At 43.2% G+C, this 16,765-nt stretch carries 15 protein-coding genes and 3 tRNA genes; 8 read left to right on the top strand and 10 right to left on the bottom strand.

Going from position 1 to position 16,765, the window contains the following annotated elements; all coding sequences use genetic code 11:
• Positions 1-233: 233 nt before the first annotated feature.
• From G500_RS0116760 to G500_RS0116740, 5 genes are all read right to left on the bottom strand, one after another.
• A complete protein-coding gene (locus G500_RS0116760; RefSeq protein ID WP_027003392.1) occupies positions 234-1,091 on the bottom strand; it encodes an Rpn family recombination-promoting nuclease/putative transposase in 858 nt (285 codons plus the stop codon).
• 159 nt (positions 1,092-1,250) lie between these two features.
• The gene (locus tag G500_RS23920) at positions 1,251-1,511 is read right to left on the bottom strand and encodes a hypothetical protein (RefSeq protein ID WP_051203770.1); all 261 of its coding nucleotides are present in this window, start codon (positions 1,509-1,511) and stop codon (positions 1,251-1,253) included.
• Positions 1,512-1,708: 197 nt separating this feature from the next.
• The gene (locus G500_RS0116750) at positions 1,709-1,951 is read right to left on the bottom strand and encodes a DUF6952 family protein (RefSeq protein ID WP_027003391.1); all 243 of its coding nucleotides are present in this window, start codon (positions 1,949-1,951) and stop codon (positions 1,709-1,711) included.
• 30 nt (positions 1,952-1,981) lie between these two features.
• Positions 1,982-2,293, bottom strand: a complete 312-nt coding sequence (locus G500_RS0116745; RefSeq protein ID WP_027003390.1) for a thioredoxin family protein — start codon at positions 2,291-2,293, stop codon at positions 1,982-1,984.
• Between the two features lie 186 nt (positions 2,294-2,479).
• A complete protein-coding gene (locus G500_RS0116740) occupies positions 2,480-3,118 on the bottom strand; it encodes an inorganic diphosphatase (protein WP_245574501.1) in 639 nt (212 codons plus the stop codon).
• 146 nt (positions 3,119-3,264) lie between these two features.
• On the opposite strand from G500_RS0116740, the gene G500_RS0116735 reads away from it, so the two are divergent.
• Positions 3,265-4,512 carry a competence/damage-inducible protein A gene (locus G500_RS0116735; RefSeq protein ID WP_035757828.1) on the top strand — a complete coding sequence of 416 codons (1,248 nt, stop codon included), beginning with the start codon at positions 3,265-3,267 and terminating at the stop codon, positions 4,510-4,512.
• Between the two features lie 229 nt (positions 4,513-4,741).
• On the top strand, positions 4,742-7,201 hold the full coding sequence (locus G500_RS0116725) for a TonB-dependent receptor (protein ID WP_086047941.1): 2,460 nt from the start codon (positions 4,742-4,744) through the stop codon (positions 7,199-7,201).
• Between the two features lie 74 nt (positions 7,202-7,275).
• On the opposite strand, the gene G500_RS0116720 is transcribed toward G500_RS0116725, so the two are convergent.
• Positions 7,276-8,004, bottom strand: a complete 729-nt coding sequence (locus G500_RS0116720) for a hypothetical protein (protein WP_027003385.1) — start codon at positions 8,002-8,004, stop codon at positions 7,276-7,278.
• Positions 8,005-8,193: 189 nt separating this feature from the next.
• Between G500_RS0116720 and G500_RS0116715 the strand changes: the two genes are divergently transcribed.
• The 6 genes from G500_RS0116715 to gyrA all read left to right on the top strand — a co-directional run bounded on the left by G500_RS0116715 (position 8,194) and on the right by gyrA (position 13,605).
• Positions 8,194-8,266, top strand: a tRNA-Lys gene (locus tag G500_RS0116715).
• Positions 8,267-8,278: 12 nt separating this feature from the next.
• A tRNA-Leu gene (locus tag G500_RS25800) sits at positions 8,279-8,362 on the top strand.
• 163 nt (positions 8,363-8,525) lie between these two features.
• Positions 8,526-8,598 (top strand) — tRNA-Lys (locus tag G500_RS0116710).
• Positions 8,599-8,820: 222 nt separating this feature from the next.
• Complete coding sequence (locus tag G500_RS0116700; protein WP_035757776.1) at positions 8,821-9,186, top strand: DUF4870 domain-containing protein; 366 nt, start codon at positions 8,821-8,823, stop codon at positions 9,184-9,186.
• A gap of 142 nt (positions 9,187-9,328) precedes the next feature.
• Positions 9,329-10,609 carry a 3-deoxy-D-manno-octulosonic acid transferase gene (locus tag G500_RS0116695; protein WP_035757773.1) on the top strand — a complete coding sequence of 427 codons (1,281 nt, stop codon included), beginning with the start codon at positions 9,329-9,331 and terminating at the stop codon, positions 10,607-10,609.
• 422 nt (positions 10,610-11,031) lie between these two features.
• Positions 11,032-13,605, top strand: coding sequence for a DNA gyrase subunit A (gyrA, locus tag G500_RS0116685; protein WP_027003381.1), 2,574 nt, complete (start codon positions 11,032-11,034; stop codon positions 13,603-13,605).
• 652 nt (positions 13,606-14,257) lie between these two features.
• On the opposite strand, the gene G500_RS0116670 is transcribed toward gyrA, so the two are convergent.
• The 4 genes from G500_RS0116670 to G500_RS0116650 all read right to left on the bottom strand — a co-directional run bounded on the left by G500_RS0116670 (position 14,258) and on the right by G500_RS0116650 (position 16,742).
• The gene (locus G500_RS0116670) at positions 14,258-14,596 is read right to left on the bottom strand and encodes a hypothetical protein (protein ID WP_027003380.1); all 339 of its coding nucleotides are present in this window, start codon (positions 14,594-14,596) and stop codon (positions 14,258-14,260) included.
• Positions 14,597-14,817: 221 nt separating this feature from the next.
• Complete coding sequence (locus tag G500_RS0116665; protein ID WP_027003379.1) at positions 14,818-15,474, bottom strand: hypothetical protein; 657 nt, start codon at positions 15,472-15,474, stop codon at positions 14,818-14,820.
• Entirely contained in the window at positions 15,461-15,814 is a 354-nt protein-coding gene (locus G500_RS0116660; RefSeq protein WP_027003378.1) for a PadR family transcriptional regulator, read from the bottom strand. Before G500_RS0116660 ends, G500_RS0116665 begins: the two co-directional genes overlap by 14 nt.
• 340 nt (positions 15,815-16,154) lie before the next feature.
• A complete protein-coding gene (locus G500_RS0116650) occupies positions 16,155-16,742 on the bottom strand; it encodes a hypothetical protein (RefSeq protein ID WP_027003377.1) in 588 nt (195 codons plus the stop codon).
• Positions 16,743-16,765 lie beyond the last annotated feature (23 nt).

Raw genomic sequence — 16,765 nt, 5'->3', positions numbered from 1 at the left:
TTGCTTTCGCTTTCCAAAATGCTTTCAATGCTTACATCAAAGCGAAGTAGCTCCGATAAAAAGCCCTCCAAAATGCCAAAGTTGGCTTTGTGGCGCAGCAATTTTTTCATTGCCCAATCAAAACGAATTAGTTTTCTACTCATGGTTTTCTATTTTTACAAAGATACGAAAAAAAGAAAAAAGCAAGTTAGAAATGAGGGTTTGCTTTTTTAGAGATTTAAAGGGTACAATTTTTAGTCTTTTGCAGAGCGTAGCTGTTCTACTTGCTCAATACTTAAACCTGTTAGTTCTGCAATCGTTTCACTGTCAAAACCTTTCTTAATGGCAGTTTTCGCAACCTCAATACTTCGTTCCTGCTTTGCTTCTAATTTTGCCGTGTATTCCACACTGATTTCGATACGTCTATTTTCCTGAAAGCGGTCATACATTTTCTTTTCCTCGTCGGTCAGATTTTCGTAACGCATTTTTTCTTTCGCCTTATCCAAACCTTTTGCTTTGAAAGTATCCTTTACTTCGCTATTTTTTAAGAAATAAACCCATTCATCGAGGGTATTTTTTGCTATATCATTAAAATTATTTACTTTTAGAATGTAGTATTTTGGGAAAATATCTGATACTTTTTCCACTTTAAAATCTTGCTTTTGCAAGGTTGTGGGAATTAAAACATCTTTTTGGTGCAGACCTATAAATTCGCCCTTGTATTCATAGACATAATCTTTTCCTTGCCCTAAGCCAAAATAAACAATGTTTATAGAATAAATCTTTTTAATTGTACCATAAGGCTCACCTTCTTTGATGTACTCAGTTACCAATTTGGAAACCCCAAAGAGCATGCGATGGAAATAATCAATTTCAGAATCGTTTTGTACTTCTACCAACATTAGTTCATTATTTTGGCTTCTCACCAAAATATCTACCCTATTATACTTATCGTATTCGTCTTGCTTATTGCTTTCGCTTTCCAAAATGCTTTCAATGCTTACATCAAAGCGAAGCAGCTCCGATAAAAAGCCTTCCAAAATACCAAAGTTAGCTTTATGGCGCAGCAATTTTTTCATTGCCCAATCAAAACGAATTAGTTTCCTGCTCATGGTGCGATAATTAAAAAACCTTTTGACAAAGATAAGAAAAACGAACAGAAAAAGGTTTGAGGAAGGTAGGATTCAGGAGTAAGCCCTTCGCAAAAGACCCTTTAAGGCATTTGTTTCTTATTGATAATCAGCGAGTTTAGTGGTGTTTTCAAACAATGCCTACTCTGCCTTGTTTTTTGTCTGATTTTTTGTCTGATTTTCTTTTTCACTTTCTGTGCTGGGCGTATCGGTTTCGTTGTTTAATTTCTTGTCGTAGAGTTTGCGGTTTAGAAAGTCGTTGATTTGGTCTTGGTCGTAGGAGGTGATAATTTCACCAAACGCACCTATCTTGACTTCAAAACCTGCCAATTCGGGATTGACTTTGGGCTTCTGTGGCTCTTGGCTTTTTGCAGCTTTGCCTTTTTTCGAGGGTTTGTCCATTTTGGCGATACAAGTTTTAGGTAGGAAAATTTTGGGTAGGAAAATGAAAGTAGGTAAAAAAAGCCGATAATATCGCAACGCAAACGATAGATAAAAAGTTTCTTTTCAAGATGCCTTAGCGCAACAAAAGACCCTATTGGGCGCAAAGCCTCACCAATAGGGTCTTGTCCTTCACCAAATTCAAAATAAAGCGCGGTTTAGGAAATAGAATTACGCACCATCTGGGTATAGGCACGCAAGGCTTCACGTGCTTCTACGCCGTCAGTTTCTACTTTTTGGCGCACCCAAGCAGCAGCAAGGGCATGCGTGAGCTGTTCGCCCTCGTCTGCGCCTTCTATTTCGATGGCAGGCTGTTCGCCCGCTTCGAGGGCTTCGGCAGCGGCTTCGAGTTGGGCTACCTCATAGCTTTCAGCTAATTTTTTGATAATAGGCAGTTTCATAGATTTTGTAATCAGGAGGGATAAAACCGATTAGAGCTTGCCCAAAAGTTCTACAATGGCTTCCTCTTTGTTGGTGGCGATACCCTCTTTGAGTACGCCCTTTTCAAAGATTGCAAAATAGGGCAGGTTCGTAACCCCTGCTAATTGGCGCAATTCGGGGCTATTTTCCGCATCTACGTCTAAAAAGGCAATGCCTTTAAAGCGTTCATCTTCGGAAAGACGGTTGTACTTAGGTTTGATAAGGCGACAGCTACCACACCAGCTTGCAAAATATTTGACGATTGCTTTTTCTTGGGCGGCTAATTGCGTTTTGCCTTCGTTGTCTGTTAGAATCTCTACCATTTTGAGTGGGGCTACAAAACAAATGTGTTAAGAAAAGGGGAGAAAAGGACGTGTTAAAATCCACATAACCGTTGTAGGTACAAGGGTTTTCGTCCTAACTCGAAAAGGCGGGTAAAGGTTTGGAATTTTCTCATTCCAACCAAAACCCCAAGAGGCAGACGCGCTCTTAGGGTTCTGTGCTATTTTTTACATGCCCGGACGGATAGAAAAGACATCTTTTTGCTTTTCTTCATATTTCTTTTTGCAGGCAAAATAGATTTCACGCGCTTTGTTTTCGTCTTCCCAACCTTCTACCGATACTTTTTTGCGCTCCAAATCTTTATAGACCTCAAAGAAGTGGCTAATTTCGAGTTGAAGGTGCGCATTGACTTGTTCGAGCTTGTGGATTTTGTTCCAAATCGGGTCGGATACGGGTACGCAGAGCAGTTTTTCGTCTTTGCCCTTTTCGTCGCGCATATTGAAGACCCCCACAGGGCGCACTTCAATCAAACAGCCGGGGAAAGTAGGTTCAGATACTAAGACCAAGACATCGAGGGGGTCGCCGTCGTCGGAAAGTGTTTCGGGGATAAAGCCATAATCGCTTGGGTAGTGCATCGAAGAAAAAATCATGCGGTCGTAACGAATCATGCGCTTGACAGGGTCGTATTCGTATTTATTGCGGCTTCCCTTCGGGATTTCAATGATAACATCAAAGGTCAAATCTTTGTCCATGACTTCAACAATTAAGGTCTGATAAGTAGAAAATTGCAGTGTCGCGCCCAAGCTATTCTGTATCCTAAGCCAACTTTTCGCTGCTACTAAGGTTGTATAGAGAGCGTTTTGCAAAGGTGAAGGTACGCAGTTTTGGGCGCAAAAGCGTTCTTTTTGCGAAAAACGATAACAAATTTACAGCTTTTTCCACAAAGCGCAAAAGTCTTATTATATTGTGCCTTTATTCAGGCTTTGGCAAAATTCATTTTTCTCCCATTCCTATGATGCACTTAGCAGAAATTATCACTATCGGCGACGAACTACTCTACGGACAGACGCTCGATACCAACTCCCACTTTCTAAGCCAACAGCTCACCAGCGCGGGTTTTCGCGTTTGGAAACATACCTCCATTGGCGATACAAGGGAGGAAATTTTGGAAATGCTAAACATAGCGACCAAGCGCAGCCATATCATCTTGATAACAGGCGGCTTGGGACCTACCAAAGACGACATCACCAAAAAGACCCTTGCCGATTTTTTCGGTGTGCCACTACGCAGAGATGAAGGCGTGATGGCGCATTTAGACCGCCTTTTTAGCAGCCGCGGACGCATCATGAACGAGCTAAACAAAGCCCAAGCCGATGTTCCCCAAAATTGTAGAGTCCTGCAAAATGATGTAGGGACAGCACCTTGTATGTGGCTTGAAGGCGAAAATTTCGTCGTCGTTTCGATGCCGGGTGTGCCTTCCGAAACGCGCTTTTTGGCAGAAAAAAGAGTAGTGCCTGCCCTGATTGCACACTTCGAGCCGCAACCCATCTTTCATAAAAAAATCAAGACCGTAGGCATACCCGAAGCGATTTTAGCCGAGCGCATTGCTGATTGGGAAAACGCCCTGCCTGCTCATCTCAAACTTGCCTACTTGCCACAAATGGGGCGCGTAACCTTGCGCCTCACCACAACGGGAAAGACGATGGCAGAGATGGAAGCCGAAGTCTGGGCGCAGGTAGAAAAAGTGTTGCCACTGATAGAAGAAAATGTTTATGGTTTTGACGAAGACGAACTTGAAGATGCCGTTAGTCAGTTGCTTTCTCAAAAAAAATTGAGCTTAGGCGTAGCCGAAAGTTGTACAGGCGGCTTTCTTTCGCATTTGCTCACTAAAAATAGTGGAGCTTCGGCGTTTTATTGGGGTAGTATTGTCGCTTATAGCAATCTTATCAAAGTCAAAACTTTGGGGGTAAAGCCCGAAACGTTACAAGCCTTCGGTGCGGTAAGTGAGCAGACGGCTACCGAAATGGCAAAGGGCGTGCGAGAGGTCTTAGGGACAGATATTGGCATTGCTGTTACAGGTATTGCCGGTCCCGAAGGCGGAACACCCGAAAAGCCCGTCGGAACGGTCTGGATTGCCTATTCAGACGCGCAAGATTGTAAGGCAAAAAAACTCACCCTAACGACAAATCGCCACCTAAACATCAACTTTGCCGCTAATATCGTCTTAGACTGGTTGAGGGTTTCTTTGCTCAAAAAATAGGAAATGATAGGCAAAAGGCGAATAAAATGCACTTTTAGGGTTTGAAAAACTTTTGGTTTCGCAGAAATAACATTTCTTCGGGAGATGTTATTTCTTTTTCTCTCTTGTGTCGGACTTCCCCAAAAAAACGGCTTTTGCGTTATCAGCAAAAAGGCACTATCTTCGCAAAAAATAACTTAGCACAATCACTAAAGAGGCGTTTATCGCTACTCACCAATTTTAGCAAAATATGTATTTTTTTCTGCAAAAAGCTACCCATTCAAGAATGGCTACTGCCTTTTATTGGTTTTTGGCTTGTTTTCTATTTTTTGGAGCTTCAAAATCTTTGTTGCAAGCGCAAAATAGTCCTTTGATTATCAAAGGCAGAGTAGTCGATTCGCTTGCTAATCCGATTGCGTTTGTGGCGGTGGGTGTCGCAAAGGAGGCAGGTAGGATACAGCGCGGCACACAGACCGACAAAATGGGCAATTTTAGCCTCGCCCTTTCCGAAAAAAACGAACAAGATGACCTAAAACTTATCTTTCAACATATTAACTATCAGACCGTAGAAAAAGAAATAAAGCCCCGCCAAATGGCTACAAGTAACAGCGATACCCTTTTTCTGACCATTACTTTGGCTGAAAAAAGTGCAGATTTGGCATCTGTCGTCATTGAAACAGAAGCCATGCCTACCATCAGCACGCTGCGCCCCAACGCGGCGAGTTTGCTCAAAGTGCCTACCCCTTTTGACGAATTTAACCAAAAATTGGCAACGCTGGGGCTTGGTATCGTGAGCAATAGCGAACTTTCTTCTACTTATCAGGTGCGTGGGGGCAGTTATGAAGAAAACTTGGTCTATGTCAATGGCATGGAAATTTATCGTCCCTTTTTGGTTTCGGCAGGGCAGCAAGAAGGGCTTAGTTTTGTCAATCCCGAAATGGTCGAGCAGATTTCTTTTTCTTCGGGCGGCTGGCAACCCAAATTTGGCGACAAACTCTCCTCCGTCTTGGACATCGAATATAAGACACCAAAGAAATGGGGCGGCTCGGCTACTTTGGGATTGCTTGGCGGTTCGGCACACATAGAGGGCATTAGCAAAAACAAAAAAATGAATTTTATTGTAGGATTGCGACATAAAGACGCGCGTTATCTGTTCAACACTTTGGAAACGGACGGGCAATATCTACCGCGTTTTACCGATTTGCAGGGTTTATTTACCCTTCAAACAGGCAAAAATAGCACCCTGCAAGTGCTTACTTCGGTGGCGCAAAATCGCTATCAGGTCTTGCCGCAAAGCCGCCAAACTACTTTCGGCACTTTTGATAGGCAGATGCGCCTCTTTGTGGCTTATAGTGGGAATGAAATTATGAATTATACCACCTATCAGGGCAGTGCGCGATGGACGCATTTTTCTACCGATAAACGCCTCAAAATCAGTTGGATAGCCTCCGCTATCAATACCCAAGAGCGCGAATTTATTGATGTCAATGGTGCGTATCGCCTTTGTGATGTAGATAACGACCCTAATTCCAACACTTTCAACCAATGCGCCTTAGTCAGGGGCGTAGGAGCAGAATACAACCATGCGCGAAATGTTTTGCAGGCGCAGATTTTTTCTTTTCAAAACCGCAGTGTTTTTCAAATCAATACAAAAAATGAAATAGAATGGGGCTTTTCTCTAAGCCATGAGCAGATAGAAGACCAACTCTATGAATACAATGTTTTGGATTCGGCAGGCTTTGTGAAAAGAAACCGCTTTCTTGATGCCCAACTGCAAACGGCTTCACAAAGGTTTGCTTTTTATGCCCAACACCAACAAAATATAGGCAAATCGCACCAACACAAAATTATCTATGGTCTAAGGGGCAATTATTGGTCTTTAAATCGACAGTTTTTGCTAAGTCCGCGCCTGCAATATCAGTATGTTCCCCTGCATTGGAAAAAAGACATTACCTTCCAAGCCGCCGTCGGGCTTTATCAGCAGCCTCCTTTTTATCGCGAGTTGCGCAATTTTGAGGGCGTTTTGAACACCAACTTGCGAGCGCAAAGTGCCTTGCATGTGATTGCAGGCATGAATTGGACTTTTAAATCGTGGGAGCGTCCTTTTCAGTTTATTGCCGAAACCTACTACAAACGCCTTTGGAACGTTGTTCCCTACGATATAGACAACGTCCGTCTGCGCTATTATGCCCAAAACAACGCCATTGCGTATGTGGCAGGGCTTGATTTGCGTTTGAGTGGCGAACTTATCAAGGGGACAGAGTCGTGGGTAGCACTAAGTTTGATGAGCGTCCGCGAAGATGTGGATTTCGACACGCGTGGTTTTATTCGTCGCCCCACCGACCAGCGCGTTACGGCGACGATGTACTTTGAAGATTTCCTCCCCAACGACCCCACTTGGCGCATGAACATTCGCCTGATGTTTGGTTCAGGTTTGCCTTTTAGCGTACCCAATCGCCCCGATTTTCGCTCCGTTTTCAGTGCGCCCGCCTACCGTAGGGTTGATGTTGGCTTTTCTAAATTATTGGTTTTCAATCCAAACCAACGCATCAAATCCATTTGGCTTGGCGCAGAGGTCTTGAATCTTTTAGGGGTAGAAAATATTATCTCTTACCTCTGGGTGCGCGATTTTGTCAATGATTTTCAGTTTGCTGTTCCCAACGGACTTTCGCAGCGTTTTTTCAATATCAAAGCCGTAGTTCGCTGGTAGAATTAAATTTTGATGCCCCCATTGAAGCCAAAAAAAGCCCTAAGCATTTCAAAATACTTAGGGCTTTCGGTTTTTTAGTTCAAAAAAATGGCGTTGTGTTCTCTAATAAAAACCGTCTGTCCTTTCCATTCGGTCTGTATCCAAATATCTTGTTTGCCTAAAAGCGGCAACTTATGTCCTTTGTCTATCCACTCCACAAGCTCTGCTGCTGCCGAAGGGTCTTGCATCAGGGCTACATGGTTGTGCGTTACGATAAATTCAGCGTCAGGGCGCGAAAAATGATAGGCTACCCCCAAGCCGACCAAAATCAGGACATTGGTCAGAACCAAACTCCAAGGGCTGCTTCCTTCCTTCATGCGCTTGATTATCAGAACGATAAAGACAAGTGCCAAGAAACTCCCTATACCAATTCCATAGAGTTCATAACGTAGCCAAAGCATCTGAAAATATTTGAGGTCGGAATATTGATAGCCTTGCAGGTCTTTGGCAGCCGCCAGCTCGCTCATCTTTTCCAAGACCTTCTTATCGGGGAAGTAGCGATAATACAGTGAAAGATAGTAGAGTGCCTGCTCATGCTCTTTGCTGCGCTCCTTGATAGATGCCATCTTTAAAAGCATACCTTCATTGAACACACCTAAGTCTTGCCACAAGACCGAATACACCTGAAAGGCATCGATGTATTTCTCACTTTCATACAAAACATCGGCTTTTTTGAAAGCCTCCATAATTTTATCTTCGCCTTGCACTTTGAAAATCAGCAAGTTGGCGAAAAGTAGAAAAAAAAACGCAATTTTTTTGGGCATGTTGTTTGCAAGTTTCGAAAATAAGCTCTACCTTTGCATCACCTTTTAGGGAAACGCCCTAAGAAGTTACAAAAGACAGTGCAAAATTAGCTAAAAACGATAAAAAAACAAGCCCTTTGTCGCTTTTTAATAAAAGTTTGAAGATACCAAACTTTTTCGCTACTTTCGCTGTTCTTTACCAAAAAAAACGATTCCGTAGCTCAGTTGGTAGAGCACAACACTTTTAATGTTGGGGTCCTGGGTTCGAGCCCCAGCGGGATCACTACCCTTTATCGCTCACGTGGTGAAATTGGTAGACACGCCATCTTGAGGGGGTGGTAAGCGCAAGCTTGTGAGCGTTCGAGTCGCTCCGTGAGCACTACTATTGGTTTCTTGTCTTTCGTCTTTATTGTACGATACTTTGTGCGATATTCTGTGCTATCTCAAAACTGTTTTGCACAGCTCTCTTAGATAGAGGGCTTTTTCAATCACCTTTTTGATAGTACAAAAAATAGCGTAAAAGTTGTTTTTATTCTCAGAATGATTCCGTAGCTCAGTTGGTAGAGCACAACACTTTTAATGTTGGGGTCCTGGGTTCGAGCCCCAGCGGGATCACAAAGTCCGAGTTAGATTTCCTAATTCGGACTTTTTTGTATTCGAGGGTTACGCAATTTTTTATAGGCGATTGCCCCTACTTTATACCAAAAACCTGACAAAGCGAAGCATTACATAAAAAAAATGATACTTTTTTTTCTTTTGTGGCTCAAATCTAAAATGTAGCATGATTTTTGAGCCTTGTAGCCTATATTTTTCTCATCTCTCTAATCTTTTTCTTTTATGAGCCAGTTGGACAATAATATTAACAAGCCTACCACTTCTGATAAAGGCAAAAACGTTGCAGTCATTAGCTACATTACCTTAGTGGGTTGGGTTGTCGCCTATGTCATGAACCAAGACGAGGCAAATCGTTCGAGCCTTAGCACCTTCCACTTGCGCCAAATGGCAGGAATCGCCATTTTAGGTATTGTAGGTTCGCTTTTCAATGTGATACCTTTTGTGGGTTGGATTGTAGGACTTGTCGCCGCCTTAGGAACTTTTGTATTTTGGATTATGGGGCTTATTTCGGCTATCAACGGTGAGGAGAAGCCCGTACCCGTAGTAGGCGAGCTAATTCAAGAAAAATTAGCTGATGTCATTAAATAAGTTTTGTTCATTTTTTTTGTTTGAATTGAAAAAAGTCCCTGTCAGTTTGGCGAGGACTTTTTTTTGTAGCGTTTCGAAAAAAGGCTTATATTTGTAGGTACAACGGTTTGCTTTCTTATTCTATCCTCAAAACGCAAAGACTTTGTTTGCCCTTTATTCTACTCTCTATCGTGGCGCAATTTGTGCCTATGGTGCGACAGTGCGTGTTGCTTCTCTTTTTTCGGAAAAAGCCCATCTTTTCACCGAAGGCAGAGCCGAGTGGCGCGAAAAATTGAAGCAGCAACTTCACAACCGCCGCCAAGTGCCTTTGGCGTGGTTTCACGTGTCTTCTTTGGGTGAGTTTGAGCAGGCGCGTCCTTTATTGGAGGCTTTCAGGGTGCAATATCCTCAATATCAGGTCTTGCTTACCTTTTTTTCGCCCAGCGGTTATGAGGTGCGAAAAAACTATGCAGGGGCAGATTGGGTAACTTATCTCCCTTTGGATACGGCGGCAAATGCGCGTTTTTTTATAGAAACGGTCAATCCTACGCTTGTTTTTTGGACAAAATACGACTTTTTTTATTTTTATTTCAAAACTTTAGCCGAAAAAAAGATTCCGCTCCTCTGTTTTTCTGTCATTTTAAGACCCGAACAAAAAATTTTTCACCCCATTTTGGGCAAGGTGCAGCGAGCAACACTAAGAAAGGCAACGCATTTTTTTACACAAAATCAAACTACAAATCAGTTATTACAAAAAATAAATATTTCGCAAACTACCCTTGCAGGCGATACGCGCTTCGATAGGGTGCGTAGCATAGAGGCACAACGCAAGGAAATTCCTACCATCGAGTTTTTTGCGGGTCAGCAAAAACTGCTGGTGCTGGGCAGCACTTGGTCGGAAGATATTGAACTTTTACAAGAATTTCTACAAAACTTTCAAGAGCCTTTAAAGATTGTCATTGCGCCCCATCAGATTGGCGAAAGTCATTTGCGCGAAGTAGAAAAAGCCTTGCCGCCCAAATGGTTGATTCGCTTTTCAGATGCTTTGCAAAAAAAGCCTACTGAATTGGAAAAATACCAAATCTTGCTTATCGATAACATGGGCATGCTTTCAAGCATCTATGCTTATGCCGACCTTGCTTACGTGGGTGGTGGCTTGCGCACAGGGCTGCACAACATTTTGGAGGTTGCTGTCTTTGGGATACCCATTTTTTTTGGCAATCAGCAGTATGCCAAATTTCAGGAAGCGCAAGATTTATTGGCACAAGAAGCTGCCTTTGCCGTAGGAAAAGGGCAGCAAATGGCAGAAATTTTCAGAAGGCTCTATCAAGATGAAGTATTAAGGCGCACAACGGGCGAAAAGGCGCGTCGGTATGTCTTAGAAAATTGTGGCGCAACCGAAAAAATACTCGACTTCTGGGCAAGGCAGCAGCCGTATGTTTGAATTTTATTGCTAATAGCTACACACTTTTAGGCAAACGAAAACGGAGGCTAACTTGCCACAAATCTTTTAAAATAAATAAATTGCACAGGATAAAGTCTATTATACAAAATTTATTCATCAAATATTTGGTATAAAAAAATAGACACAAAACAAAAAAATAAAAAACAAGATTGCCTTTGTTCAGACTCCTTTTTGGGTGAAAATAAAGCCGAAAAGTAGGGTTGTTTTTCAAAAAATATGCGGCAGTGTCGTGAAAAATTCGTATCTTGCGGAGTTATTTGCCTGCCCTGCGGCTGGGGGAAAAAGCAGTTTTTGAAGGAAAATAGAAGCCCTTATCGCTTTTTACTAACCTTCTGAAAAAGCCCACCTTTCACCCCAAAGGCAAGATTATTCAGGTGTCAGACACCAAGAAGCACTATTTTATGACAGAAGAAGGAAATATCATTAGCGTCAGCATAGAAGACGAAATGCGCGGCGCATACATCGATTATTCGATGTCGGTCATCATCTCGCGTGCCTTGCCCGACGTGCGCGATGGCTTAAAGCCTGTGCATCGCAGGGTCTTGTATGGCATGCTCGACTTAGGGGTCTATCACAATAAGCCCTACAAAAAGTCGGCGCGTATTGTAGGGGAGGTATTAGGTAAATATCACCCTCACGGCGACTCGTCTGTCTATGAAACGATGGTTCGCATGGCGCAGGAGTGGTCGTTGCGCTACCCTTTGGTAGATGGGCAGGGCAACTTTGGCTCTATCGATGGCGATAGTGCGGCGGCGATGCGTTATACCGAAGCGCGTATGTCGCGTTTGGCAGAGGAGATGTTGGCGGATTTAGAAAAGGAGGTTGTTAATTTCGAACCCAACTTCGACGATTCGCTCACCGAACCCAGCGTACTACCTGCACGTTTGCCCAACTTGCTCGTCAATGGTACTTCGGGTATTGCCGTTGGTATGGCTACCAATATGGCACCCCACAACCTGACCGAAGTAGTGGAAGGCATTATTGCTTATATCCAAAACCCCGACATCAGCATTGCCGCCTTGATGGAGTATGTAAAAGCTCCCGATTTTCCCACAGGAGGCATTATTTATGGCTATCAGGGTGTTAGAAAAGCCTTCGAAACAGGCAGAGGCAGGATTGTCTTGCGTGCCGTAGCCAATATCGAAACCGACAAAAACGGCAGAGAGCAAATTATCGTAACCGAAATTCCCTATCAGGTGAATAAGGCGGTTTTGATAGAAAAAACGGCGGCTTTGGTCAATGAGAAAAAAATAGAGGGCATCTCTGCTATTCGCGACGAGTCAGATAGAGAAGGGCTACGCATTGTCTATGAAATCAAGCGCGAGGCAATGGCGAGTGTGGTTTTGAACCAACTTTTTAAATATACTTCTCTGCAAAGCACTTTCAGCGTCAATAATGTAGCCTTAGTAAAGGGCAGACCTGCGACGCTCAATCTCAAAGAGTTAATCAAATACTATGTAGAGCATCGCCATGAAATTGTGGTCAAGCGCACACAATACGATTTGCGAAAAGCCGAAGAGCGTCTGCATCTCTTGGAAGGTTTGCTCAAAGCCTTAGAGGTGATTGATTTGGTCATTGCCACTATCCGAAGTGCTGCTGATGCCGATACTGCCAAGCAAATGTTGATGGGCAAATTAGCCTTAGACCTGCAATCGCGCTTTTTCGAAGGCGTGGAAATGCCACAAGGCTTTGTCTTCTCTTTTACCGACGTACAGGCAAAAAACATTTTGGAAACACGCCTACAACGCCTAACAGGAATGGAGCGTGCCAAATTGCAAGCCGAATACGACGAACTGCTCAAAACGATTGCTTATTATCGCGAAATCTTAGCCGATAAGGTCTTGCGTATGAAAATTATCGTAGATGAATTGCAGGGGCTAAAAGATAAATTTGGCGATAAGCGCAGAACGCAAATCGAACACGACGGGCAAGAAATCGAGATGGAAGACCTGATTCCCGACGAAGAAATGGTCATCACTATCTCTAAGGCGGGCTATATCAAGCGAACTCCCCTTATCGAGTATCGCGCACAGAGTAGGGGCGGCACAGGTGCAAAGGGCGTTACTACCAAAGAAGACGACTTTACAGAGCATCTCTTTATCGCATCAAATCATAACTATATCCTGATTTTCACCAACTTCGGAAAAGTCTATTGGCTCAAAGCATACGAAGTTCCCGAAGGTGCGAAAACTTCGAAGGGAAGACCACTTCAAAATCTTATCGCCATCGAAAATGGTGAAATGGTGCAAGCCGTCATCAATGTCAAGACACTTTCCGACGAAGATTACATCAACAACCACTACCTCATTTTCTGCACCCAGAAAGGGGTCATTAAAAAGACCGCCCTCGAAGCCTATTCGCGCCCAAGACAGGCAGGTATCAATGCCATTACCATCAACCAAGACGACTCGCTTTTAGATGTGCAGCTCACTGACGGCGATTCGCATATCGTTGCTGCCGTCAATTCGGGAAGGGCTATCTGTTTTCACGAAGGCGACGTGCGTGCTATGGGCAGAGGCGCAACAGGCGTGAAGGGGATTTATGTAGAAGACCAAGAGCGCGTAGTGGGCATGGTCTGTATCAAGCAGGCAAGCCAAAATTTATTGGTTGTTTCAGAAAAAGGATACGGCAAACGTTCTGATATTGAAGAATATCGCATCACCAAGCGCGGAGGAAAGGGCGTTACGACGCTCAAAATCACTGAAAAAACAGGCGATTTGGTCAGCATCAAAGCCGTAACGGATAACGACGATTTGATGATTATTAAAAAGTCGGGTGTCATGATTCGCTTCTCTGTATCGGAATTGCGTCTGATGGGAAGGGCAACGCAAGGTGTCAAACTTATCAACCTGCCCGAAGGTGATGCCATTGCCTCTGTTGCAAAGGTAGAAAACATCGAAACCGAAGACGACCTCAATGCAGAAGCAGCCGCGCCAGAGATTGCGCCTGATTCGAGTGAGGAGGTAGCCGAATAAGGGCAAATATTTTTCTATTTATTTAGCCTGTTTATTTAGCTATCAAAACAAAAAAGGTTTTGTTACAACGATAAAAGCCTTAAATGCACCCCACCCCAAACCCCGCCCCCATAGGGCAGTGATGTTAAATTCTAAAAAAACAGATTCAAATGTAGGGACAAGGCATTGCCTTGTCCGAAGTGAGATTGAAATAAAATAGGGTTTTCAGACCCAAAAATGGGTTCAGTCCAAATTTTATTTCGTGTCAAATTTGAAAAAACAAGGCTTTTTACAGAACTTAACATTACTGCCCCATAGGGCGGGGCTTTGATTCGGCATCATTTTTTTATGCGAGCATAAAAAAATGATTTGGTTTTCGAACCCTCCCCTATGGGGGGAGGGCAGGGTGGGGGTTCAGCAGGTTTGCGCGAAGCACAAAACCCCGTTTTTTGACCTTCTGACCGTTGTAACAACGCCACAAAAAACATAAAAAACTCATAACAAGCCGTTATGAGTTTTTTTATGAAGTATATTTTTTGTGTGATAAATGCCTTATTTTCAGACCATTATTTGAGCTTGTTACCTTTGAGAAAAAAGTGGCTTTGCGCTTTTCTGCACTTGTCGGCTATTTTACTTGTCAAAGATTTTAACTATCAAAAGTTATCGCAAATTATCACAGATTTTGTGCATTTCCGTAGCCATGTAGTAATAGGCTTGCACCCTTTTCTTGTATCTGCTTATCAGCTTCTTCGTTGCTTTTAAGCGTCCAATCACAGATGAGCTTGTCATTTTTGAGGGTACATTCGTGTTTGAGGGCTTCTTGGGGTATTTCTAAGCGCAAAACGGGTGCGCTAAAAGTTTCTTGTAGGGGGAGCGACTGCGATTTTTCAGCAGCTTGCGCTTGGCTAATGCCTGAAAAAAGGAGTGGCGAAAAGTTTTGCAGGTTGAGATAAACGGTTTCGGCTAAGGCTACTGCCGCCAAAAGAAAAAGTAAGACCAGCAATTTTTTCATAAGAGTAGGAGTTGTCGATTAGAGATATAACGAGAAAAAAGAGAGAAGGTTGTTGAGGTTTTGCCTATAAAGACAAGATTTTAGAACAAGGGTTGCAAGGCGGCTTCTTTTTTTAGAAAAAAAATAAAAAAGACCCTTAGGTAGTCAGTAGGACAAGACCTGCCTTGTCCCACTGTGCAGCATTTTTCCTTCAAAACGACAGTTTTTGGGTTTGTTCCTACTTAGGCTACTACCTTCGGTTGGCTTTGCGCCGAGCGTTGATAGAGTTGGTAGAAAAAGAGGGGCAGGAAGACAAAGGCAAAAACGGCTGTGCCACTCACAAAAAGGATATTGGCACCGGGAAAATGCAAGCCCTTGAAAATCATGCCGATACTCAAAATTTCGGTAGAAAGGATACCCAAAATAAGGCGTGCTTTGTCGCCAAAATTTAGGCTGCGTCTATTTTGATAGCCCATAACGGCTAAAATAGGCAGCACCAAGAGTGCCAATAAGTAGTTGCCCGATTGTAGGAAAAAATGTGAGCCTTCCCATTTGAGGTGGCGAAACAAGAGATAAAGCGTGAAAGTGAAGGCTACAAAAAAGCCCGATACATACAAGATGCGTTTCATATTAAGTTGGGTTTGAAAGTGTAACATAAAAAAAAGTTCTTCTTCTATTTCTTGTAGCCCATTCGGACTAATGGCTGCAAAAGCCTTTTGGTAGCTTTCTTCGAAGGCATAGCCCTCGTTTATTTTTTCTTCAATAAAGCAGCAAAAATGGTCTAATAGGCTGTTTTTGAGTTCTTCATTCGTGATTTGGCTCGCCTCTATGCGCTTCCAAATCAGCTCTACTTGTGCCTCATCTAAGACCAAAGGCGCGGAGGTTTCAAGTCGTGCCATAGAGCGGTTGGGAGGTTATCAGGTGGTGGATAGTGTTGAGGAAATCGAGTAAGTCATCTACGGCTTGGGTAGTTTGGCTTGCCCCTACGGGCGTAAGCGTGTAATATTTGCGCACTCTTTTGCCAATAAAAACCGATTCAGACACAATGTAACCCTCAGCTTCGAGCTTGTGCAGAGCAGGATAAAGCGAACCTTCTTTGAGCAATATCTTGCCCCCTGTTAGTTCTTTGACGCATTGCGTAAGTTCGTAGCCGTACATTCTGCCGCGCTCTTCCAAAAGACGCAAGATGATGGTACTAAGCGTACCTTTTAGGAGTTCTTGGGAGGAATTGATGCTCATAAGTAGGCGTATTAGATAGGTAAGAAAAAGAAGCGAATACAAAAAAGAAGTCCAAATCAAGACAAGCCCTTTGAAGGTGTTGCGAAAGCCTCTTAGTGCTTTGCATTGTATCTTGTTGTATCGTTTCTATATGTATCGCAAATCTATGTATTTATACCGAAACCACAAAAAAAAAGTTGCGCGGCTGTCCAACTTTTTTCGCTTTTTTCTTCTTTTTTTTCAAAATGCCGTTTTTATGGCGATAAAATCCCAAAAACTGCCTTTTTCGAAGTTAGATTGAAAAAACGTTTTCAGACTCAAAACAAATAAAACTAAATTTTATGATTTTCAAAATCATCTTTTATAGATAATCTTCGGTATAGAACCAAAAACTGCGGTTGAGCGGTATGCGCAAAGTAGCTGCCAAGCGAAAGCGCGTTATAGGTTCGTGTGTAGGAAAAACGGCGGCAAGGGGAGCAATTTGATACCCTACCGTCGCTCCGAGTGTGCCATTTGAAATACCGATTTCGGGCATCAATCGCCAATCGCTTTTGCCTGCTTTTAGGTGGTTTAGGAGGTTGATTTTGACTTGCAGGTAGCCAAAAAGATGCCGTCCTACGCCTATTTGGGGGCTTAAAATCGCCTCACCTTCTACACGCTGATAAGCAAGACTGGTTTCCAAAATTGTATAGTGCCACACGCCCAATTTCATGCCGCCTCCTTTTTGGCGCGGCTTGATAAGCACAAGGGAAAGCCCCAATTCGCCTGCGGTAGGGAAAAAAGGGCGCGACTGTGCGGCAATACCTGTTTTGAATAGCCAAACTTTATCTAACTTCGGTTCTTTTGGCTCGGATTGCTTTTCCTGCCCCCAAAGAAAAGTTGGCGTGAGGGTAAAAATTAAAAAAAGTGAAACAGATAGAAAAGATAAAAAGCAACTCTTTTTTTTCATGGCATCAGAATTTGGAAAAGTGA

This window comes from Hugenholtzia roseola DSM 9546 (genome assembly GCF_000422585.1).
GTDB lineage: Bacteria > Bacteroidota > Bacteroidia > Cytophagales > Bernardetiaceae > Hugenholtzia > Hugenholtzia roseola.
Note: the sequence above shows the minus strand (reverse complement) of the source record. Positions and strands in the feature narration are given on the sequence as shown.